Source organism: Phaeobacter sp. G2, assembly GCA_025163595.1.
Taxonomy (GTDB): Bacteria; Pseudomonadota; Alphaproteobacteria; order Rhodobacterales; family Rhodobacteraceae; genus Pseudophaeobacter.
On record CP104100.1, the window covers coordinates 2,223,434 to 2,243,761 of the forward strand.

At 59.7% G+C, this 20,328-nt stretch carries 18 protein-coding genes and 1 tRNA gene; 4 read left to right on the forward strand and 15 right to left on the reverse strand.

Annotated features, from left to right (window positions below; translation table 11 throughout):
* Position 1: 1 nt before the first annotated feature.
* The 7 genes from N1037_10600 to acs all read right to left on the reverse strand — a co-directional run bounded on the left by N1037_10600 (position 2) and on the right by acs (position 8,973).
* On the reverse strand, positions 2-1,456 hold the full coding sequence (locus tag N1037_10600; GenBank protein UWS77749.1) for a 3'-5' exonuclease: 1,455 nt from the start codon (positions 1,454-1,456) through the stop codon (positions 2-4).
* Positions 1,457-1,459: 3 nt separating this feature from the next.
* On the reverse strand, positions 1,460-1,978 hold the full coding sequence (locus N1037_10605) for a hypothetical protein (protein UWS77750.1): 519 nt from the start codon (positions 1,976-1,978) through the stop codon (positions 1,460-1,462).
* A gap of 100 nt (positions 1,979-2,078) precedes the next feature.
* Positions 2,079-3,902 carry a DUF294 nucleotidyltransferase-like domain-containing protein gene (locus tag N1037_10610; protein UWS77751.1) on the reverse strand — a complete coding sequence of 608 codons (1,824 nt, stop codon included), beginning with the start codon at positions 3,900-3,902 and terminating at the stop codon, positions 2,079-2,081.
* A gap of 139 nt (positions 3,903-4,041) precedes the next feature.
* A complete protein-coding gene (locus tag N1037_10615) occupies positions 4,042-5,826 on the reverse strand; it encodes a cation acetate symporter (protein UWS77752.1) in 1,785 nt (594 codons plus the stop codon).
* Between the two features lie 2 nt (positions 5,827-5,828).
* Positions 5,829-6,113 carry a DUF4212 domain-containing protein gene (locus N1037_10620; protein UWS77753.1) on the reverse strand — a complete coding sequence of 95 codons (285 nt, stop codon included), beginning with the start codon at positions 6,111-6,113 and terminating at the stop codon, positions 5,829-5,831.
* A 208-nt stretch (positions 6,114-6,321) separates the two neighbouring features.
* Positions 6,322-7,005 (reverse strand): adenylate kinase, encoded by a 684-nt coding sequence (locus tag N1037_10625; GenBank protein UWS77754.1) that lies wholly within the window; start codon positions 7,003-7,005, stop codon positions 6,322-6,324.
* 6 nt (positions 7,006-7,011) lie between these two features.
* Positions 7,012-8,973: an acetate--CoA ligase gene (gene acs / locus N1037_10630; GenBank protein ID UWS77755.1), complete on the reverse strand. Its 1,962-nt coding sequence runs from the start codon at positions 8,971-8,973 to the stop codon at positions 7,012-7,014.
* 596 nt (positions 8,974-9,569) lie between these two features.
* Here acs and N1037_10635 point away from each other — a divergent pair.
* The 3 genes from N1037_10635 to N1037_10645 all read left to right on the forward strand — a co-directional run bounded on the left by N1037_10635 (position 9,570) and on the right by N1037_10645 (position 12,735).
* On the forward strand, positions 9,570-10,586 hold the full coding sequence (locus N1037_10635; GenBank protein UWS77756.1) for a C4-dicarboxylate TRAP transporter substrate-binding protein: 1,017 nt from the start codon (positions 9,570-9,572) through the stop codon (positions 10,584-10,586).
* A gap of 86 nt (positions 10,587-10,672) precedes the next feature.
* On the forward strand, positions 10,673-11,326 hold the full coding sequence (locus tag N1037_10640; GenBank protein ID UWS77757.1) for a TRAP transporter small permease: 654 nt from the start codon (positions 10,673-10,675) through the stop codon (positions 11,324-11,326).
* A gap of 5 nt (positions 11,327-11,331) precedes the next feature.
* Complete coding sequence (locus tag N1037_10645) at positions 11,332-12,735, forward strand: TRAP transporter large permease (GenBank protein UWS77758.1); 1,404 nt, start codon at positions 11,332-11,334, stop codon at positions 12,733-12,735.
* A gap of 306 nt (positions 12,736-13,041) precedes the next feature.
* Here N1037_10645 and N1037_10650 read toward each other — a convergent pair.
* From N1037_10650 to N1037_10670, 5 genes are all read right to left on the reverse strand, one after another.
* Positions 13,042-13,116, reverse strand: a tRNA-Asn gene (locus N1037_10650).
* Between the two features lie 188 nt (positions 13,117-13,304).
* Positions 13,305-14,066: an ABC transporter ATP-binding protein gene (locus N1037_10655; GenBank protein UWS77759.1), complete on the reverse strand. Its 762-nt coding sequence runs from the start codon at positions 14,064-14,066 to the stop codon at positions 13,305-13,307.
* Positions 14,063-15,151: an iron ABC transporter permease gene (locus tag N1037_10660; protein ID UWS77760.1), complete on the reverse strand. Its 1,089-nt coding sequence runs from the start codon at positions 15,149-15,151 to the stop codon at positions 14,063-14,065. The genes N1037_10655 and N1037_10660 overlap by 4 nt, the downstream gene beginning before the upstream one ends.
* Positions 15,148-16,266: an ABC transporter substrate-binding protein gene (locus N1037_10665; protein UWS77761.1), complete on the reverse strand. Its 1,119-nt coding sequence runs from the start codon at positions 16,264-16,266 to the stop codon at positions 15,148-15,150. The genes N1037_10660 and N1037_10665 overlap by 4 nt, the downstream gene beginning before the upstream one ends.
* An 82-nt stretch (positions 16,267-16,348) precedes the next feature.
* Positions 16,349-16,615: a hypothetical protein gene (locus N1037_10670; protein UWS77762.1), complete on the reverse strand. Its 267-nt coding sequence runs from the start codon at positions 16,613-16,615 to the stop codon at positions 16,349-16,351.
* 612 nt (positions 16,616-17,227) lie between these two features.
* Between N1037_10670 and dusA the strand changes: the two genes are divergently transcribed.
* Positions 17,228-18,181, forward strand: a complete 954-nt coding sequence (gene dusA / locus N1037_10675) for a tRNA dihydrouridine(20/20a) synthase DusA (GenBank protein UWS81351.1) — start codon at positions 17,228-17,230, stop codon at positions 18,179-18,181.
* Positions 18,182-18,258: 77 nt separating this feature from the next.
* Here the strand turns inward: dusA and N1037_10680 are convergent, their stop codons facing one another.
* Genes N1037_10680 through ccmI form a run of 3 tightly spaced genes read right to left on the reverse strand, consistent with a single transcriptional unit; the run spans position 18,259 to position 20,211 of the window.
* Complete coding sequence (locus tag N1037_10680) at positions 18,259-18,501, reverse strand: DUF1289 domain-containing protein (GenBank protein ID UWS77763.1); 243 nt, start codon at positions 18,499-18,501, stop codon at positions 18,259-18,261.
* Positions 18,494-18,967: a Holliday junction resolvase RuvX gene (ruvX, locus tag N1037_10685; GenBank protein UWS77764.1), complete on the reverse strand. Its 474-nt coding sequence runs from the start codon at positions 18,965-18,967 to the stop codon at positions 18,494-18,496. The genes N1037_10680 and ruvX overlap by 8 nt, the downstream gene beginning before the upstream one ends.
* A complete protein-coding gene (gene ccmI / locus N1037_10690; GenBank protein UWS77765.1) occupies positions 18,964-20,211 on the reverse strand; it encodes a c-type cytochrome biogenesis protein CcmI in 1,248 nt (415 codons plus the stop codon). Before ccmI ends, ruvX begins: the two co-directional genes overlap by 4 nt.
* Positions 20,212-20,328: the final 117 nt, after the last annotated feature.

Genomic DNA, 20,328 nt, shown 5'->3' on the forward strand with positions numbered 1-20,328 from the left:
TTCAGGTCTTTTTGCCTGCCTGCCATGTGCTGCCGTGATTGTCCACCGGGTTCAGGTCTTCCAGCAATCGCCCATGGCGTCGGGTCTGTTCAATCACCTGTGCGAGGCTATCAAGCCCGCGGGCCTGCAACATGGGGATCATCTGCACCAGCGCGCAGGCTGTTGCATGGGCGTCGCCCAGGGCGGTGTGACGCAGGGCCGGTGGGATTGTGATGTCCAGCCGCGCGCACAGCGCGTCCAGGGTATGGGGCACCGAGGCGCCAAACAGCACCGCGCTCAGCAGTACCGTATCCAGAATTGGATGATCCCACTCCACGTTGGTGGCCTTGGCGTGACGGCGCAGAAAGGCCATGTCAAACGGCGCATTATGGGCCACGATCACTGCATCTTTGGCAAAGAGGTGAAACGCGGCCGCAGCAGTGGTGATTGTGGGCGCGCCCTGCACCATGGCGGTGCTCACCCCATGCACCCGGGTCGAGGCCTCGGGAATCGGGCGTGCCGGGTCCACCAGCGTGTCAAACTGCTCGCCCTCGATCAGACGGCCGTTCAGCACCCTGACCGCACCGATCTGTACAATTTCGTCCTTGTGGGGCAACAGCCCGGTGGTTTCGGTGTCAAAGACCGTAAAACACAGCTCATTCAGGGGTCGGTCCCCGATGTCGCGCAGGGGGCGGTCCAGCAGGTCAAAATCATAGACCAAGGGGCGCGCAGCCTCCGGCGCAATTTGGGCAACAGCATCCTCAAAGATCAGCACATAGCCCTCGCCCTGACCCAGCGGTTTCAGACTCACGGCATAGCTTTGCGCCGCGTCTCGGCCAATGACCTGCGCCTGTACTTCCTTGCCTGACTTGTTCATGCGATCATAGGCGGCTTCCAACGCTTGGCGGTCCAGGTAGTCAAACAGGCAGGCATTCAAACGTGGATGGGCGATCTGCGCCAGAACCGTTGCAGCCTGGGTATCATATAGCACGATGCGATGATCCGGCCCCAGCATCACTGTGGCCACCGGCAGCTCGCTCAGCAGGGCCGTTAACCGGCGCTTGTCCGCTTCCAACCGGGCCGTCTCCTCGGCGATACTGCGGGCGGTCAACTGGGTGGCGTCGCCCAGCTCCCCGGCCAGCCCGGCAGCCGCCGGTGCCAGATCGCCCAGATAGCGCGCGGTCTTGGCATCAATGCCACGGGACACACCACCATGGGCCCGCAGCCGCATTTCAGCGGCAAGGATCTCGATTGGTTTGGCGACATTTTCGTCAAACAACAGCCAGATCCCGGCGCAAAGTCCCAGGATTGCAAAGGTGCCCAGCAGGCCGGCAAAGATAAAGGGATCCAGCAACGCAGGCGTCGCGGCGCGTTCAAAGCTAAGCCAAAGACTGCCAAGGCTGACGGCAATCGCGCCAAGGGCCAGCAGGCAAAAGAACAGAAAAATCCGCACGCGCAGGCTCAGATGGGTCAACATGGGTCAGCCTCCACAGATGGTTTCCAACAGCGAGTCTTGTGCAGGAGGCGAGACCCAGTCGACCCCGTGAATGCCCCCATCCTGGGCAAAGCTGGTGTCGGCCTCCACCGCCGCCCGTCGCCAACTGGCGCAATCGGCTGCGATGCTGAGCTGGCTGATCGGGGCCCAGCGGCCAAAAAAGAACACCTCTGCCAGACGGTGATCCGGTTGCTTAGCATGGCTGCGCATGGTGGCAAGATCAACCGCGACAAAGCGTTCGCTCAGCGGCACAACATAGGTCCAGGGCCGATAAAAACTACGGCTTTCAACCGTGTCAGCCACCACCAACCCTTCGGGCAGGGAGGCCAGGGTGCGGCTGTACCAACTATACTCCGACGTCACCGTGACGCCGATCATCGCCAGGCCCGCTGCCACCGGCGCCAGCCAGCGCGGCAGGCGGGCTCCGGTGACATTGTTGACCAGCATCACCACCCCAGCGACAGCGATACCGGCAAAAATCACAGCGATCAGTTCCAGAAACATCAATTCCCCTCGCGATTGTCCGGTGGCCTTGTCAAACCGCCGCTTTCATCTTTCCCAAAATATTGCTGCCAGAGGCCCCTGCAAAACAACAGGTGATCCGTTAGCTCAACATTCCCTTACCGTGCCCCAGCGCCGATTGCATGGTTTTTACCACCACAAAGGCATCCCGCAGATGACTTCGCTCAAAGTCGGACAAATCAGAGGGCGCCAAATAGTTGTCAGGCGCAGCGCCTTTGCGCACCAGGGCGGCCTGGTGTTCCAGCCGGGTTTGCGCAATCAGATCATAGGCATCCAACAGATCGCGGGCCCCACTGGCGCTGATCACCCCGATGGCAGCGCCGGCGTCCAGACGGGCGCGGGTATTCACCGCCGCAATTTTTCCCTGCAGCGCATAGATACGGCCCAGATCGGTGACCGGCACCACGCCATTGTGCTTCATATCCAGGGTATTGCGGTGTTCGCCTGAGCGAATGGTGGCAAAGCCCCGCAACAGCCCCAGGGGGGGCGTATGTTTCAGCGCATTGGCGGTCATATGGGCCACAAAGATTGAATTGGCGCAGGCCGAGGCCAGAACCCGGGTTTGCAAGCCCTCAAACAGCGCGGCATCGCCACCAATGGGGCGCAGATCAAACATCACCGAGGCCAGCATCTGCGCTTCGGGGCCGGGTTTGCTGATCCAGCCGCCAAAATAGTCCTGCCAGACATGCAAAGGCTGACGCCAGCGCGGATTGGTCGCCATCATATCGCCCGGGCAATAGACATAGCCGCAGGTATTGAGCCCATCACAGACAAAGGCGGCGAGGGCGGCAAAATAGGCGTCGTGCTGGGGTTGGGCCGCATCGGACAGGATCAGACAATTGTCCTGATCCGATACCCCGGTTTGCTCTTGGCGCCCCTGGCTGCCACAGGCAAGCCACAGATAGGGGACGGGTGGGCGCCCAAGCGTTTCTTCCGCCAGGGTGAGCAACCGCCGGGTCACGGTGTCGGCGATATCGGTGATCAACCGGGTCACCACCTCGTGGCGATTGCCGCCTGCCACCAGCTGCACCAGCAGCCGGGGAATTTCCGCAGTCACCCTGGCCATTTCCTCAGCGCTGCTGGCGCGGGCGATACTGGAGACCAGCTCGGCTGAGCTGACCGCCTGAAACCGGGTGAGGTCGGTCTGGGTGATTATACCCATCAACTGTCCATTCTGCACCACCGGGATATGGCCGATGTGATGTTCCATCATCGCATGCAGCACATCTGAGCCAATCGCCTCGGGCGGCAGGCTGCGGGGGTTTTTGGTCATGATCTGCGATACCGGGGTAGAGAAGGGCAGCCCCTCCGCCAGCAGTTTTTCCGTCAGGTCGCGGGTGGTGAGAATGCCCAGCAGGTGATCGCCCTCGCTGATGCAGACACAGGAGATATGATGCTGGCGCATCAGCTGCGCCGCCCCCTGACAGGTCAGGCCCGCAGAGCAGGTCACTGGCGGTGCCGCCATAAAGCTTTCGGCGCGGGTGGTGGTGAGACCGTTCTGAAGCGGCGTATCGGGGCGGCGGCGATCAAAAAACCGCGTGACCGCCGGTTCTGCCCGCATCAGGGCGTCAAAATCTTCGCGCGGCAGCAGCAGCAGCACGGTTGCAGCACTGGCCCGCGCTGTGGTTGCGGCACGGCCGTCGCGGGTCAGCCCGCGTTCGCCAAAGGAATTGCGCGGCCCCAGGATCGAGATCGCCATGTCGTTCTCGTCAAAGACTTCGACTTCGCCGTGATGCACCAGATACAGCCCGGCAAGATCGGCGCCGCGTTCGTAAATTGTGTCTCCTGAACTGATCGACAGCAGTTGGAACTTTGGTGCCAGATCCTGCAGCTTGCTCAGCTCGAGACTGTCATAGGGGTGAACGGAGGTGAGAAAGCGGATCAGGTCGGTTTCGGAAATCGGCATCACGGCACCTGTCTCATAGAGGGCAATTGGGCAAAAATTGGGGATGCCCGCCCGAGCGCTGAGCCGGGCGGGCATGAGGATAAAAAGGGACGGACCAGAGGGGAGGGTCCCCCGAGGGAGTGGCCCGTCCAGGGAGGGATCAGTGATCCTGTGCCGCACCGGCTCCACGTGGGATACGCACGCTTTCGACCAGATCTTTGATCTCCTGCGGTGTTTCCTTGGTCATGCCGGCAACCAGGTAGGCAACGGCAAAGTTCACCGCGGCACCGATGGCGCCAAAGGAGGTGGACTTGATTGTACCCAGCAACGGATCCGCATCGGTAAAGGAGTTGGTGTCCGGAATGAACAGCCAGCCCTTGTGCAGGAAGATGTAGATCAGGGTAACACCCAGACCAGCCAGCATACCTGCGACAGCCCCGGTGTTGTTGATTTTCTTGGAGAAAATCCCCATCATCAGTGCCGGGAAGATCGAAGCAGCCGCCAGACCAAAGGCCAGCGCCACAGTCTGCGCCGCAAAGCCGGGAGGGTTGAGGCCAAGGTAGGTGGCAACCGCAATGGCAACCGCCATGGCAATCCGCGCCGACAGGAGTTCGCCTTTTTCCGAGATATTCGGATTGATCGAACCTTTGATCAGATCGTGTGACACAGCGGAAGAGATCGCCAGCAGCAGGCCTGCCGCCGTTGACAGCGCCGCCGCCAGACCGCCAGCCGCCACCAGACCAATAACCCAAGAGGGCAGGTTGGCGATTTCAGGGTTGGCCAGCACCAGGATGTCGCGGTTGAAGTTGGTCAGCTCGTTGCCTTGCCAGCCCATGTCAGCCGCTTTGGCCTGCATATCCGCATTTTTATCGTTGTAATACTGGATATGGCCATCGCCATTTTTGTCTTCCCATGCCAAGAGCCCGGTTTTTTCCCAGGTGGCCATCCAGTCATAGCGGGCATCGTTTTCGATCTGCTCGACGGAAACCGCCTGCGCATCGGTGCCATTGGGCCACATCATATCGGTGATGTTCAGACGCGCCATGGCGCCAACCGCAGGGGCGGTGAGATACAGCAGCGCGATGAACACCAGCGCCCAACCCGCGGACCAGCGGGCATCTGCCACGCGTGGCACGGTAAAGAAGCGCATGATCACATGGGGCAGGCCGGCGGTGCCGATCATCAGCGACAGGGTGAACAGCACCATGTTGAAAGTATCCGCATGGTGAGCGGTATACTCGTTAAAGCCAAGCTCCCGCACGATGGCGTCCAGCTTTTGCAACAAAGGCTCACCCGAGGCGACGTGATCGCCAAACAGGCCCAGTGCCGGGATCGGATTGCCTGTCAGCTGCAGCGAGATGAAGATGGCCGGGATGGTATAGGCCATGATCAACACGCAGTACTGCGCAACCTGGGTATAGGTTACGCCTTTCATGCCTCCGAACACCGCGTAGGCGAACACAACACAGGCACCAATTAACAGCCCCGCAGTGTTGGAGACTTCGAGGAAGCGGCCAAAGGCCACGCCCACGCCAGTCATCTGACCAATAACATAAGTGGTTGAGGCAACGATCAAACAGATCACCGCCACGATGCGCGCAGTTGGGCTGTAGAACCGATCACCGATGAACTCGGATACGGTGAACTTGCCGAACTTGCGCAGATAGGGGGCAAGCAGCAGCGCCAGCAGAACATAGCCACCGGTCCAGCCCATCAGGAAGGAGGAGTTGTCATAGCCGGTAAAGGCAATGAGGCCCGCCATCGAAATGAACGATGCCGCCGACATCCAGTCTGCCGCGGTCGCCATGCCGTTGGTGACAGGGTGAACGCCGCGACCCGCCGCGTAGAATTCAGACGTGGAGCCCGCACGGGCCCAGATCGCAATGCCGATGTAGAGCGCGAAAGACGTGCCTACAAACAGCAGGTTGATGGTAAACTGATCCATTGTTACTCCTCCTCGACGCCGAATTCACGGTCCAGTTTGTTCATGCGGAAGGCGTAGAAAAAGATCAGGCCCAAAAAGACCAGGATCGATCCCTGCTGGGCGAACCAAAAGCCCAGATCAGTGCCACCCACGGCGATGCCGGACAGCATCGGGCGCAGCAGAATGCCAAAGCCAAATGAAACGACAGCCCAGATCACCAGGCTGACAAGAATGATCCGCACATTGGCCCGCCAATAGCCTTTATCGGCCTCGGCTGTTTGTGCAGCTTTTGTTGTGTGATCCGCCATGGCGGCTTCTCCTTCTTCCTCCAGGACCTGATTGAGGGGTCAATCAGGCAAACGCTCTGTGTTTGCCCGCGCCACTGTTTTGATAAAACAGGGTGTCGGGCATGGCTCCGCCAATGTGCTGGCCCGAGGGTCAGCAGAGATCGTCGGATTTTCCGGTTTGTGGTATGGGGATCGGCTGAGCAGGCCGACCCCCTGGAAATTCTAGGTGTTATGCGGTGGCTTCGGTCACGATCTTGGCCAAGCCACCGGAGATTGCTTCGATCTCTCCCATGGCATCAATTGTTTTCAACGCGCCTTTGCCGTCGTAATAGGCAATCAGCGGCGCAGTTTGTTGATGATAGGCTGCCAGGCGGCTGGCAACGGTTTCGGCGTTGTCATCGGCACGACGGGTCATGTATTCGCTGCCACATTTGTCGCATTTACCGGCAACTGCGGGCTGCTTGAAGCTGTCGTGGTAGCCCTCGCCGCAGCCGCCACAGGTGTAGCGGCCAGAAACCCGGGCCACCATGGCGCTGTCGTCCACTTCCAGGCTGACGGCGGCGTTGATCTTTTGCCCGGTCTCTGCCAGCAGAACATCCAGCGCTTCGGCCTGCACGGTTGTGCGCGGAAAGCCATCCAGGATGACCCCCTTGGCACAATCGGGTTCTGCCAGACGGTCACGCAGGATATTGATGACGATCTCATCCGACACCAGACCACCAGATTCCATCACCGCCTTGGCGGCTTTACCGGCTGCGGTGCCTGCAGCAACAGCTGCCCGCAGCAGATCCCCGGTCGAGAGTTGCACAAGGCCAAATTTCTCTTCCAGAACGCGGGCTTGTGTGCCCTTCCCGGCGCCGGGAGGGCCGAGAAGGATCAAAACGGCAGGGCGGGTCATTACATCAGTTGTCATGCTGCCTTACCCCTTGTTTGCCCGGTTGGCGATCAGGTCATCCACCACCGATGGATCCGCCAGTGTCGAGGTGTCACCCAGGGCGCCAAAGTCGTTTTCGGCGATCTTGCGCAGGATACGGCGCATGATTTTGCCAGAGCGGGTCTTTGGCAGGCCTGGTGCCCATTGGACGACATCCGGACTGGCGATGGGGCCGATTTCAGTCCGCACCCAGGTGCGCAGCTCTTTCAGCAGCTCATCCGATGGCTCGCGGTCGTTCATCAGGGTGACATAGCAATAGATGCCCTGGCCCTTGATGTCATGGGGGTAGCCCACAACAGCGGCCTCTGCGACGGCGGCATGGGCCACAAGTGCGCTTTCGACCTCGGCGGTGCCCATCCGGTGACCGGAGACATTGATCACATCATCGACGCGGCCGGTGATCCAATAATCGCCGTCGGCGTCGCGGCGACAGCCATCACCGGTAAAGTAGTAGCCTTTGTAGTCCGAGAAATAGGTCTTCTGAAAGCGCTCGTGATCGCCCCAGACGGTACGCATCTGGCCAGGCCAGCTGTCCTTGATGCACAAAACACCTTCAACACCGTTGCCAGAGATCTCTTCGCCGGACTGCGGATCCAGCACCACGGGCTGGATGCCAAAGAAAGGTTTCATGGCCGAGCCCGGCTTGGTGGCATGGGCGCCGGGCAGGGGGGTCATCAGATGGCCGCCGGTTTCGGTCTGCCACCAGGTGTCAACGATGGGGCAGCGGCCGCCGCCCACAACGTCATTGTACCAGTTCCAGGCTTCGGGATTGATTGGCTCACCCACGGTGCCCAGCAAGCGCAGCGAGGACAGGTCACATTTTTCGACCCATTCATTGCCCTGACCCATCAACGCCCGCAGGGCGGTGGGGGCGGTGTAGAACTGGTTGACCTTGTGCTTTTCGCAGACCTGCCAGAACCGGCTGGCGTCGGGGTAGGTCGGCACACCCTCGAACATCAGGGTAGTGGCGCCATTGGCCAGTGGGCCATAGACGATATAGCTGTGGCCGGTGACCCAGCCCACGTCAGCGGTACACCAGTAGATGTCGCCATCGTGGTAATCAAAGGTGATCTCATGGGTCATCGCCGCATAGGCAAGATAGCCGCCGGAGGTATGAACCACACCTTTGGGCTGGCCGGTGGAGCCGGAGGTATACAGCACAAAGAGCGGGTCTTCGGCGTTCATCTCTGCGGGTTTGCAGTAGTCGTTCGCTTCCAGCGCCATCTCGTTATAGTCGTAGTCGCGATCGGCCACCCAGGTGGTCTGGCCACCGGTACGCTTGACCACCAGGCATTTCACCGTGTCTTTACAGTGCAGCAGAGCGGCATCCGCGTTGGACTTCAGCGGCGTCTTGCGACCACCACGTGGGGCTTCGTCGGCGGTGATCACCACCTTGGCGTCCGATCCGTTGACACGGGCCGCCAGGGCATCGGGGCTGAACCCGGCAAATACAATAGAATGAATTGCGCCGATACGGGCACAGGCCAGCATCGCATAGGCGGCTTCGGGGATCATCGGCAGATAGATCACCACCCGGTCGCCTTTGCGTACGCCCATGGTTTCCAGGATATTGGCCATGCGGCAGGTGCGGCGGTGCAGCTCTTTATAGGTGATGTGCTGCGCGGCCTCATCGGGATCATCGGGCTCAAAGATGATTGCGGTCTGATCGCCTCGGGTGTCCAGATGGCGGTCGATACAATTGGCCGAGACATTCAATGTGCCGTCGGCAAACCAGTTGATCGAGACTTCGCCAAAGTTGTAATTCACATCCTTCACCGTGGTGAAGGGTTTGATCCAGTCGATGCGCTTGCCGTGCTCTCCCCAGAAGGCTTCTGGATCGTTAAGCGACGCGGCATACATTTCTTCGTATTTGGCACTGTCCACATGGGCGCGGGCAACGGTTTCCGCGGATGGCGCGTGGGCCTTACCTTCGGGGTGCTGTGACATGCTGTTCTCCTCCCAGATATTTAGTCGGTTCGACACCACAACCACGAGGCATGACTGTCAAACCGTTTCCTTCCCTGGCGGTGATCATAGGGCGAGAGGAAAATAAGTGAATAAGATACGGGAAAATAACGATTTGCTTGTAAATGAATTTCCTTTACTTGCCTGAAAATGAAAATTTTTGGTCCAAAAAATCTGGAAATCCCTTGTGATTATGGGGGTTGTGAGTCAACGAATTACCCTCACATTTTTTGTAAAGGCGTGGAATCGCCGGGTTCAAGCGGGGCAAAAGAGTGCGGCGAGCCGATCTGGACCTGCGGCATTTTGTGCATCAGGCGCCGGATCGGACAAAAAATGAGGGTGATTTACGCAACTTTGTTGCGCTCGGCCAAGGCGGCGCTGTGCTGCATTTGCATTCAGTCCCGGCCGGTGCCCGCTCTGCTGCTATCAGAGCTACAAACTCTTCGTTTCAGCGGATCTGTGGGCTTGGCAGCTGTGTGTCTTGTCGTTAGCTTACCCGCCAAGCGCCTGCCGACAGGTGGCCCCGCCGGGCCACTGGCTACCGGGCAAGGATTGGCGCAACAAGGGAGAGGAATACAATGAAGACGATCTTGACTGCTGCTGTGACGGCTGCTGCTGGTTTTGCACTGGTTGGCGAGGCTGCCGCGACTGAATGGAATGTATCGGTTTGGGGCAAGCGTCGCGCCTTTACCGAACATGTTGAAAAACTGGCCGAACTGGTCAGCGACAAAACCAACGGTGAATTCACCCTGAACATCAGCTATGGTGGCCTGTCCAAGAACAAAGAGAACCTTGACGGGATCTCCATCGGTGCCTTTGAAATGGCGCAGTTCTGTGCTGGCTATCACCGTGACAAAAACCCTTCGATCACCGTGCTTGAACTGCCGTTCCTGGGTGTGAATACCCTGGAAGAAGAGGTTGCCGTCAGCCATGCTGTCTATGGCCATGAAGCGGCACAAAAGGACCTGGCGCGCTGGAATGCCAAACTGCTGATGACCAGCCCCATGCCACAGTACAATATTGTCGGCACCGGTGAGCCCCGCGATGCGGTTGCAGAATTCAAAGACATGCGTGTGCGCGCCACTGGCGGCATCGGCAAAGCCTTCTCGGCGGTTGGTGCGGTGCCAACCTCGGTCACCGCGACCGAAGCCTATAACGCAATGGAATCCGGTGTTGTTGACACTGTCGCCTTTGCCCAGCACGCCCATCTGGCCTTTGGCACCATCAACCGCGCCGAGTGGTGGACCGCCAACTTGAACCCTGGCACCGTGAACTGCCCGGTTGTGGTCAACACAGATGCCTATGAGGCGCTGTCCGACGCCGAGCGTACTGCCCTTGATAGCTCGGTTGATGAAGCGATTTCGCATTACCTGGCCAACTATGGCGCACTGCTCGAAAAATGGGATGCCGTGTTGGAAGAAAAAGGCGTGACCAAGGTCATGCTGCCCGAGGCCGAACTGGCCGCATTCCGCGCCACAGCGGCTGATCCGATCCGCGAACAGTGGATCAAGGACATGGAAGCCCAGGGTATTCCTGGCCAGGAACTGTATGATCTGGTGGTGAAAACACTGGAAGACACCCGCGCGGGCAACTAAACCGCGCGCTATCGGGATCGGGGCTGGGAGGGATCTCTCGGCCCCGATTTTTATATTCTGGAACACTCTAACGAAAGGTGGGCCCCATGGCGGGAAACGCCGCGGTGCTGGAAGACGGCAGTCTGATCAGCCGTCTTGACCGCAAATTGCTGAAGCTGGAGCAAGTCTTTGCACTGATCAGCGGCTTGGCTGTCTTTTCACTTATGCTTATGGCCGTTGTTTCGGTTGCCGGGCGCAATACGATGAATGCGCCGCTGCCGGGCTATGTGGATTGGATCGAGCAGGCTATGCCGCTCATCGCCTTTATGGGGATCGCTTATGTGCAACGTGACGGTGGCCATATCCGGATGGATATTGTGATCGGGGCGTTGCGCGGACGGGCGCTTTGGCTGTTTGAACTGATCTCGGTCTTGTTGATCCTGGTGCTGATGCTGGCCCTTGTCTGGGGCAGCTGGTCGCATTTCTCCCGGTCGTTTGATTTCGCCGCTCCCTTATGGAGCCGCGACAGTTCCATCGACATCGGCCTGCCCATCTGGCCGGCCAAACTGCTGGCACCGGTGGCCTTTTCTGTGCTGTGCCTGCGGCTGCTGCTGCAGGTCTGGGGCTATGGCCGGGCCATGGTTCTGGGGCTGGACACCCCGGTTGCAGTGCCTTTGATCCAGGACGCGGCCGAGCAGGCTGCGGCTGAGGCGGAACAATTGAGCGGACATGACAATGACGCCATCGGCGGGCAGGGGTAACGGGCATGGAACCTATTGAAATTGGCCTCTGGGTCACGAGCTTTTTGCTGGTGCTGGTTGTTGTTGGCATGCGGGTGGCCTTTGCCGCCGGTCTGGCCGGGCTGGTTGGTCTGATCTGGATCTTCTGGGCCAAGTTTGGCTACAGCCCCGACAAATTTGGCAAGGCGCTGACCGTTTCTGTCAAAATTGCCGGGCAGGTGCCCCATTCCAAGGTCTCCAGCCAGGCGCTGAGCCTGATCCCGACCTTTATTCTGATCGGCTATCTGGCCTATTACGCCGGCCTGACCCGTGCCCTGTTTGAGGCCGCCAAGCGCTGGATCGCCTGGTTGCCTGGTGGGCTTGCGGTTTCAACCGTGTTTGCCACCGCAGGCTTTGCCGCGGTTTCAGGCGCATCTGTCGCAACCTCGGCCGTGTTTGCCCGTATAGCCATCCCCGAAATGCTGGCGATTGGCTATAACAAACGCTTTGCCGCTGGGGTGGTTGCCGCTGCGGGCACGCTGGCCTCGTTGATCCCGCCCTCGGCCATTCTGGTGATCTATGCCATCATCGTCGAGCAGGACGTGGGCAAGCTGTTGTTGGCGGGGTTCATTCCCGGCGCCTTTAGCGCCGTGGTCTATGTGTTGCTGATTGTTGGCATTGCCTTGGTATTCAAAAACGTTGGCCCCCCGGTCAAGGGCTTTACCTGGCGCCAGCGCTTTGAAGCGCTGCCCGGAGCGCTGCCGATTGTCTTTGTCGTGGTGATCATCATCTGCTTTGTCTACAACCCCTTTGGCGGCGACGCCTGGGGCACCCCGACAGAGGGCGGCGCCCTGGGGGCCTTTGTGGTCTTTTGCATGGCCCTGTGGCGCGGCATGCGCTGGGGCGAGTTCAAATCCGCCCTGCTGGAAACCGCCAAGCTCACCGTGATGATCTTTACCATCATCTGGGGCGTGTTGATCTATGTGCGTTTCCTTGGCTTTGCAGATTTGCCCGGAGCCTTCTCTGACTGGATCACCAGCCTGGAGATGTCGCCGATGGTGATCCTGATCTGTATCCTGCTGGCCTATGCGGTGCTGGGGATGTTCATGGATGCCATTGGCATGCTCTTGCTGACGCTGCCGGTGGTCTATCCGGCAGTGATGGCTCTGAACGGCGGCGAAAGCGTTGCAGCCGCGGACAGTGCCTTTGGCATGTCGGGGCCGATGTGTGCGATCTGGTTTGGCATTCTGGTGGTAAAGATGGCCGAGTTCTGCCTGATCACCCCGCCGATTGGGCTCAACTGTTTTGTTGTTGCCGGGGTGCGCGATGATCTGAGCGTACAGGATGTGTTCCGTGGGGTGATGCCCTTCTTTATCGCCGATGGTGTGACCATCGCGCTCTTGGTGGCTTTCCCCTCGATCGTGCTCTACCTGCCTAGCTTGGCACAGTAGCGGTCGATCAGGGCTCAAATTCCTTCCAAAAGGGGCGGAAGACAGTTGTCTTCCGCCCCTTTTTTGTTCAGGCGGCCCGCTGGTAGCGGATCACTTGCCAAAGTGTTCCCCTGTCCACTTGGCAAGACGGCAATGGACAAAGCGAGGTTCGGGGGGCTGCGCTTGAGGTGGGGCTCGTCGCACCGTCGTTCGCCGGGATCGTCCGGGGGGCGGAAATTTGCAGCCGTTGCGCGGGCTTTTGGTTTCCGGGGCGGTTCGCAAAGAAAAAGGGCTTAGCGGCGTGAACCTCTAAGCCCTTGAAATCTTTGGCTCCGGCGGTAGGGATCGAACCTACGACCAATTGATTAACAGTCAACTGCTCTACCGCTGAGCTACGCCGGAATGTGGGGTCCGTATAGCTTTGGTGTTTTTGCGCGTCCAGAAGAAAAACGGGTCAAACCGAATTTTTTTCTCTTTTCGCCAGCGATGCTGTGACGCGCCGTTGCGAGCCAGGCTGTGACGGCTCACTTGGAGATGAAAGGGGACAGCAGGGGAAGTGCGGGGGGCATTGGGTCAGCTGCCCCCCTTATTTATTCTACCGCACGAATGGGAAGCACTTGGGGCTGGTTATGGGCGTCCAGGGTGATCCTGGCCTCGATGCCATACATGGCGCGCAGGTTGTTTGCGGTCAGCACCTCCACAGCAGGACCTGCGGCTGCTTTCACCCCACCATTGAGCCCGACAATGCGGTCGGCATATTGGGCTGCGAGGTTGAGATCATGCATGGCCAAGCCGATAATGGTGCCGTTCTGACGCGCCACCTTCTGCAACCGGTCAAGCACCAGCAGTTGGTGGCGCAGATCCAGCGCGGCGGTTGGCTCATCCAGCAGCAGAACGCGGGGCTGGCGAAACAGGGCCTGGGTCAGGAAAACCAACTGACGTTGGCCGCCGCTGATTTCGTCCAGCTGCCGGGATTGCAGAGAGGCGAGGCCAAAGGTGTCGAGCGCGGCCATGGCCTGCTCGGCAATGCCTGCGGGCAGGCGCAGACCAAGGCTGCCCAGACGTCCCAGCAGCACCACTTCCAATACGGTCAAAGAGGACTGCGCACTGGTGTCCTGCGGCATATAGGCGATCTGGCGACGCTGGTCCTCGGGCGAGAGCGCGCCGCCGGACACAGAGATCACACCTTGCATCGGGCTGAGCCCGGCAAGGGCGCGCAGCAGGGTCGATTTACCGGCACCGTTGCAGCCGATCAGCGCGGTGATCTGCCCCTTCGGCCAGATATCATCAAAGCCACTGATCACCTGGGTGCTGCCGTAGGCTACGTTCAGGTTTTTGATATGGAAACTCACCAATGTCTCCTTTGTCCACGCAGGATGAGAAAGAACAGGAAGGGCACGCCAATCAAGGCGGTGACGATGCCAATCGGGACCACGCCACCGGGGGAGACCAGCTTTGACAGCACCGAAGCGCCGGTCATGATAATGGCACCCACAATTGCCGCCATCGGCAGCAAGACCCGCTGATCTTCACCCACCAGCATCCGTGCGATATGCGGCGCGACAAGGCCAACAAAACCGATGGTGCCGACAAAGGCGACCGCTGCTGCGGTCAGAAAGGCAACCACCACAAAGAGCCTGATGCGCAGCCGATGCACATCGACGCCGATGGCCGCCGCCCGGGCATCGCCAAGGCGCAGAGCGGTCAATTGCCAGAGGTTCGGGATCACGGCGGCTGTGCTGATTGCAAAAACAATAGCTACGATCGGTACGTTGTTCCAACTGGCCTTGAGAAGTGAGCCAAACAGCCAGAACACGATGGCCTGGAGCACTTCGGGGGCGGCTAGATATTGCACGAGCGATTGCGCCGATTGGAACATGAACAGGGTGGCAATCCCCGCCAGCACCATGATCTCGGGGCGCATGCCACGCATTTTTGAGAAGGAAAACACCAGGGCAGCGGCGAGCACACACATGACAAAGGCCGACAGGGGCACGGTGAGCCAGGGCAGGAAGGGCAGGCTAAATCCTGTCAGGATCGCCAGCGCCGCGCCAAAGCCGGCGGCCGCCGAAAATCCCAGCGTATAGGGGCTGGCGAGCGGATTGCCGAGGATCGTTTGCATATGCACGCCCGCGGTGCCCAGAGACATGCCCACAAGAATGGCCATCAGGGTCATGGGCAGGCGGATATCCTGGACAATTACCCGTGTTGTGGCATCTGCCGTTGCCGGGGTGAATAGCCCGGTCAGAACCTCGGTAAGCCCCAACATGGCGGGGCCGGTCAGAATGTCAGCAATGATCAGCGCAGTCAGAACGGCTGCCGCCCCAAACAGCCGGGCAAAGCGTCGCAAGATCAGTCCGCGGTAAACAGTGGAGATCGCAGTGTCAGGGGCGGCATGCGCCGCCCCCTTTTGCGGTGCGGTGGATGCAGGTATCACCCGTCGCCACCTGGCAGTTGGGTCATGTAGGTGCCTTTAAACTCAACCGGCATATAGGTGGAAAAGAACCGGTCAAGCGAGGCCTGCGGGTCCAGATCCGCGAACTGTTCCGGGTACATTGCCTTGGCGAGGAACTGCAGGAAGGCATAGTCATAAAGCGTGCGGTTGCCGCCATGATAGATGCCAAAGACCTTGCCGTTCTTTACTGCGTCCAGACCATTCCAGCCGGGACGATCCATATAGGCTTGCATCCGCTCATGGGTCAGCTTGGGGTCCACGCCTGGCCCCATGATAACGGCCTGATCACGTCCGGCCCAGCCAGACCCGGCGAGCAGAATTGTCTGTGGATTTTGCGCCAGCACATATTCAGGGCTCAGCTTGCCCCAGTTGCTGATCTGGCCATTGGCAATATTGGTGGCGCCCAGCTGGTCGATGACGGATCCCCATTGTGTCCCTGAGTAGGAGTTGTCGACCGTGTCTTTGCCTTTTCGGGCCAGCTCCACGTAAACTTTGGGGTGGAGGTCGTCCGGTAGTTGCGCAAGGCGGGTTTGAATCTCGCCAACGGCAGCGGCGTATTCATTCGCCAGCGCCTCGGCGCGGTCCTCGGTGCCCATGATCTGGCCCAGGATTTTGGTGGACTGGACGTGTTTTTCCACGGTCTGGGCGTTGTAGTCGACGACAACGATCGGAATACCTGCGGCCTCCATGCGGTCGGCGACATCTCCGAGGCTGCGATACTGCCAGGCGGCAAGCACGGCCAGGTCAGGCTGAGCTGCAATTGCCGCCTCCAGCGAGAAGGAGCCGGATTCGACTTCTCCAATATCCGTAAGCTCTTCCAGACGTGGGATGGCTGCGGCGTAGGTCTGCCATTGCAGATTGCGCCAACCTTCCCAGGTGTCTTTGGAAATCGCAACAACCCGGTCATAGGAATCGGCGCCTGCGATGGCCATGAAGTCCTCGAAGTAGAACCCCAGCAGGATCCGCTGCGGATCCTCTGGCACCTCGACGCTGCGGCCCATGGTATCGGTTACGGTGATTGTGTCAGCCCAGGCTGGTATGGCGAAAGAGGCTGCAAAAGCAGCTGCGGCAACGCCGCTTGCAAGTGTTTTGAACATCGGTTTTCCTTTGGTTCACAGGAATTTCCCAAACAGCGCCAAACGGGGCTATTTCGGGGTTTCATTCAGGTCTTGTGAAAGCTCAAAGGAGAGGAGGCGCCCGGCTGTGGTAATCCGCAATCAGCCGCAATGGTTTGTGCAAAGGCGGCGCCAGGGCCAGGTTCTGCTGATAGCTCAGGTTCAGAACAACCCAGTTCAGGTCGTCGCGTGCAGAGGTGTCGATGAATTGCCCAAAGGACTGGCACCAATCACAGCCCCCGCCTTTGGCGGTGGGCTCACTTGGTTCACCAGTATTTGGATCAATGGTGATCAGCTGGACGCCTGAGGGCGAACAGATTTCAATCTGCATCGCATTTGCCGAAGACCCAAGCACGAGGCCCGACATGGTGAACTGAATGAACAGCCATGTGAGCGCCGGGAAAAGCAATCCAAATTTATGAAGGAAACGGTGCTTCAAAAGGGGGCCATTTCATACAGGTCGTAAGGTCATGATCACATTTGAGGTGATCGCAGACTTGTTTCCAAGGTGCAAGCTTGGTGATTGGGCGGGGGCAACTATCTTTAACCCACTGCCAATTGCACCGGACATTCGGACTGCAAATGCCAAGGGGCCATTGCCTCTACAGGACGCTGACTTCTCTGCCCCTATTCAAAGCGGCCATTGGCGCAGCTCATTGTCTGACATAGTGAGGGGCGGCCTGATCGGGGGGTAATCCGGGTACCATGCGGCGATCCGCCGCTGTCGGGGCGCTGGTCCCTCACAGCGGGGTTTGCAGTGCTGGCACTCAGATGGAAAAAGGTGCTACACGGCGCCGTCGGAGCCACAATCTGTGGCACCGCAGGTAAATCGGGGCTGGGTCGAGCCGCAACAGGGAAAGTGCGCACCATGGCGGATCTAAAAGAGCAAGACAATTCAGGGTTTTCCCACGTGCAACGCGCTGCGCGCCTTTCTGTAGCGCCGATGATGGAGTGGACAGATCGCCATTGTCGATACCTACATCGTCTGCTCAGCCATCAGGTGCTGCTCTATACCGAAATGGTAACTGCGCCTGCTTTGGTGCGGGGAGGCGCCCTGCACTTGCTGGATTACAGCCCGGAGGAACACCCGGTGGCCTTGCAGCTTGGCGGCTCTGATCCGATTGAACTGGGGCAGGCGGCCCAGCTTGGGGCGCGTGCGGGTTATGATGAAATCAATCTCAACTGCGGCTGTCCCAGTGACCGGGTGCAATCTGGCGCCTTTGGCGCGGTGTTGATGCAAAGCCCTGATCTGGTGGCGGAGTGTGTTGCAGAGATGCGGGCCAAGGTGGCGGTAGAGATCACCGTGAAATGCCGCATTGGAGTGGATGAGCAGGAACCGCGTGACATTTTGCCGGTGTTTTTGGAAAAAATCCGTGCCGCAGGCTGTCAGCGGGTGACCATCCATGCGCGCAAAGCCTGGCTCAAAGGGCTGTCCCCAAAAGAAAATCGCGACATTCCGCCTCTGGATTATGACCTGGTGCATGAAATGAAGCGCGCCTTTGGCGATATGCATATTTCGCTCAATGGCGGCATTGCCAGCTTGGACGCGGCGCTTGAGCATCTTGATCGGGGTCTTGACGGGGTGATGGTTGGTCGTGCCGCCTATCACCAACCCAGCGATATTCTGGCCGCCGCGGATGCGCGGGTCTATGGGGGTGGCGCGGCGCGCGATCCCTTTGATGTGGTGCAGCAGATGCTGCCCTATATCGAAGAGCAAATGGCGCAGGGCGCGCGGTTGCATCAGATCAGTCGCCACATGCTGGGGCTTTTTGCCGGCCGCCCCGGCGCGCGGGCCTGGCGACGCGCCCTGTCAGAAGGCGCAAGCCGTCCTGGCTCGGGGCCTGATCTGGTTTTGCAAGCGATGCAGCAGGTGCAAAACCCGCCAATCGCGATCTGAGGAACGTCTCACCGGTACACCGGGCTGTCTGCAGCACCCGGTGTATAGCGCCCTGCAGACAGCGCGCAGGTTGCAGCCTAGCGTTTGAGCCGGGCGGCGCGTCCGCCCCGGCGCTTGGTCAGGTTTGCGGCGCGGGCGGGAAGCGCCTCCATGACCTCTGCGCGGGCGTCATGAGACAGTTTTGACCATTGGGTGATTTCGTCGATCGAGCGATAACAGCCGGTACAGATGCGGGCCTCTGGGTGGACAACGCAGATATTGATGCAGGGGGATTGGATCTCGTCGCGCTGCCAGACCTCTTTACCATTGCCTTTAGTCATTCTTCAGGTGCCTCATACGGTCAAGTGCTCCCTGTAGGATATAGGAGGCGGCCACATGGTCGATAACCTCTGCGCGACGTTTGCGTGACGTATCTGCCTCCAAAAGCGCTCTTTCGGCCGCGACAGTGCTCAGCCTTTCGTCCCAGAACCCGATGGGCAGCTCTGTCAGGCGGGCCAGGTTGCGGGCAAAGGCGCGGGTTTTCTGGCAGCGGGGGCCTTCGGAGCCATCCATATTGCGCGGCAGGCCAAGCACCAGCCCGCCGATCTCGCGCTTTTTGACGATCTCAAACAGGTGTTCGGCGTCCAGGGTGAATTTCTTGCGCCGGATGGTTTCCAGTGGTGTTGCCACGGTGCCCATGCGGTCCGAGATGGCAACGCCTACGGTTTTGTCGCCAAGATCCAGGCCCGCAAGCGACGTAAAGCCCGGCGCGGCGACTGCAAACTCTTCGAATGTGTCGTAGATCATGGCTCCAGCCCTGCCATGGAGGCTGCGCTTTCAAGGCGCGCCAGTGCCTCTGCATCAGCGGCAAAGCGGGTTTTTGCCTCGTCATAGATTGCCTTGGCCCGATCCTGTTGGCCAAGCACGCCAAGCGCGCCGATCAACTGTGCCCATTCCGCCGCAGAGCCCCCTTCGGTGGCGAGGCGATCGGAGAGGCGGGCGACCATGCCCCGGATCATCTCCTGGCGGTCCTCCGTTGTCATCTCTTGCGCGGCCGAAAGATCTTCGGCGCTGGGACCTGCGAGGGCAGGGCCTGTTGCACCGGGGGCTGCTGGCGGAGAAATCGGGCTGTATTCAATTCCGGCGCGCAGGGCCATTTCTTCTATCTGGGACTCAATGCCTGCGATCCAGGGCGCCCCTTGCGGGCCTTGGCGCAGGGTGTCGGCCCAGATGCGAAAGGCGATGTCAGGTCGGTTCAGCTGGCCCTGGAGCAGGCCGTAATAATAGCGGGCCGGTCCATTGCGTGGATCCAGGCGCAGGGTATCATCCAGCAGTGCTTCGGCTTCGGGCGACACATAGCCCCCGGCTGCCATGATCATCAACTCTGCCAGCTCGCCATAGTCCTGAGGCTCTAGGTCGCCGCTCATGATGCGGATGTAGTTCTGTTTGGCCTGATAGGCGGCGATGAAGTTGCCAAGATTGGCCTCGTGCTGCGCCAGCAGGGCTTGTCCCTGGGCGTCGTCAGGACGCTCGCCAGCGGTTTTGCGCAGCTGCGCCACCAGATCCGTATATCCGGGCTCCAGATCCAGGGCTGGTTGGGCCGGGACCTTGGCTTCGGCCTCTGCCTGGTTGGGGCGGGTCTCGGCGTAGCGCGCTGCGGCCTCAATGCGCGAGGCCAGCCCCATATCCCCATACCCTGGCGCCCCAAGGACGTTATACAGAGCCAAAGTTCCGCCGACCAGCAACAGGGCTGTCAGCACAGATGTGAGACGGCTGATACCTGTTGGCTGGGTGCTGCCAGTGCTTTGTTGTTGCAGCTGAGCGTCAGCGGCCAAAATGCGCCGAGACACCTCGGTACGCACCCGCTGGGCATCGGATTCGTTGATCACGCCCCTTTGCAGATCCTTGTCGACGTCGCTCAGCTGTTGGCGATAGACTCGCAGATCATAGGCTGCAGGCGGTTCGCCCACTGAATGTGCGCGCAACAGGACGAGCCCCAAGAGAGCAGTCATCGCCAAAGCGACAAAGGAAATCAGGATCCAGAATACCATAGTTACACTGCCTCTTAGGTCGTATGTATCGGGCTGGGGTGCCGCTAGCCCCCATCTATAGATGCAAGGCACAGGAAAAAAGACCTAACTGGCCAGCTGCGCGCTCCTGTCCTGCCA

What these genes read in the sequence shown, in the direction of transcription:
- N1037_10600 (UWS77749.1), bottom strand. Translation starts at nt 1,456, where the DNA reads ATGTTGACCCATCTGAGCCTGCGCGTGCGGATTTTTCTGTTCTTTTGC.
- N1037_10605 (UWS77750.1), bottom strand. Translation starts at nt 1,978, where the DNA reads ATGTTTCTGGAACTGATCGCTGTGATTTTTGCCGGTATCGCTGTCGCT.
- N1037_10610 (UWS77751.1), bottom strand. Translation starts at nt 3,902, where the DNA reads ATGCCGATTTCCGAAACCGACCTGATCCGCTTTCTCACCTCCGTTCAC.
- N1037_10615 (UWS77752.1), bottom strand. Translation starts at nt 5,826, where the DNA reads ATGGATCAGTTTACCATCAACCTGCTGTTTGTAGGCACGTCTTTCGCG.
- N1037_10620 (UWS77753.1), bottom strand. Translation starts at nt 6,113, where the DNA reads ATGGCGGATCACACAACAAAAGCTGCACAAACAGCCGAGGCCGATAAA.
- N1037_10625 (UWS77754.1), bottom strand. Translation starts at nt 7,005, where the DNA reads ATGACAACTGATGTAATGACCCGCCCTGCCGTTTTGATCCTTCTCGGC.
- acs (UWS77755.1), bottom strand. Translation starts at nt 8,973, where the DNA reads ATGTCACAGCACCCCGAAGGTAAGGCCCACGCGCCATCCGCGGAAACC.
- N1037_10635 (UWS77756.1), top strand. Translation starts at nt 9,570, where the DNA reads ATGAAGACGATCTTGACTGCTGCTGTGACGGCTGCTGCTGGTTTTGCA.
- N1037_10640 (UWS77757.1), top strand. Translation starts at nt 10,673, where the DNA reads ATGGCGGGAAACGCCGCGGTGCTGGAAGACGGCAGTCTGATCAGCCGT.
- N1037_10645 (UWS77758.1), top strand. Translation starts at nt 11,332, where the DNA reads ATGGAACCTATTGAAATTGGCCTCTGGGTCACGAGCTTTTTGCTGGTG.
- N1037_10665 (UWS77761.1), bottom strand. Translation starts at nt 16,266, where the DNA reads ATGTTCAAAACACTTGCAAGCGGCGTTGCCGCAGCTGCTTTTGCAGCC.
- N1037_10670 (UWS77762.1), bottom strand. Translation starts at nt 16,615, where the DNA reads ATGCAGATTGAAATCTGTTCGCCCTCAGGCGTCCAGCTGATCACCATT.
- dusA (UWS81351.1), top strand. Translation starts at nt 17,228, where the DNA reads ATGATGGAGTGGACAGATCGCCATTGTCGATACCTACATCGTCTGCTC.
- N1037_10680 (UWS77763.1), bottom strand. Translation starts at nt 18,501, where the DNA reads ATGACTAAAGGCAATGGTAAAGAGGTCTGGCAGCGCGACGAGATCCAA.
- ruvX (UWS77764.1), bottom strand. Translation starts at nt 18,967, where the DNA reads ATGATCTACGACACATTCGAAGAGTTTGCAGTCGCCGCGCCGGGCTTT.
- ccmI (UWS77765.1), bottom strand. Translation starts at nt 20,211, where the DNA reads ATGGTATTCTGGATCCTGATTTCCTTTGTCGCTTTGGCGATGACTGCT.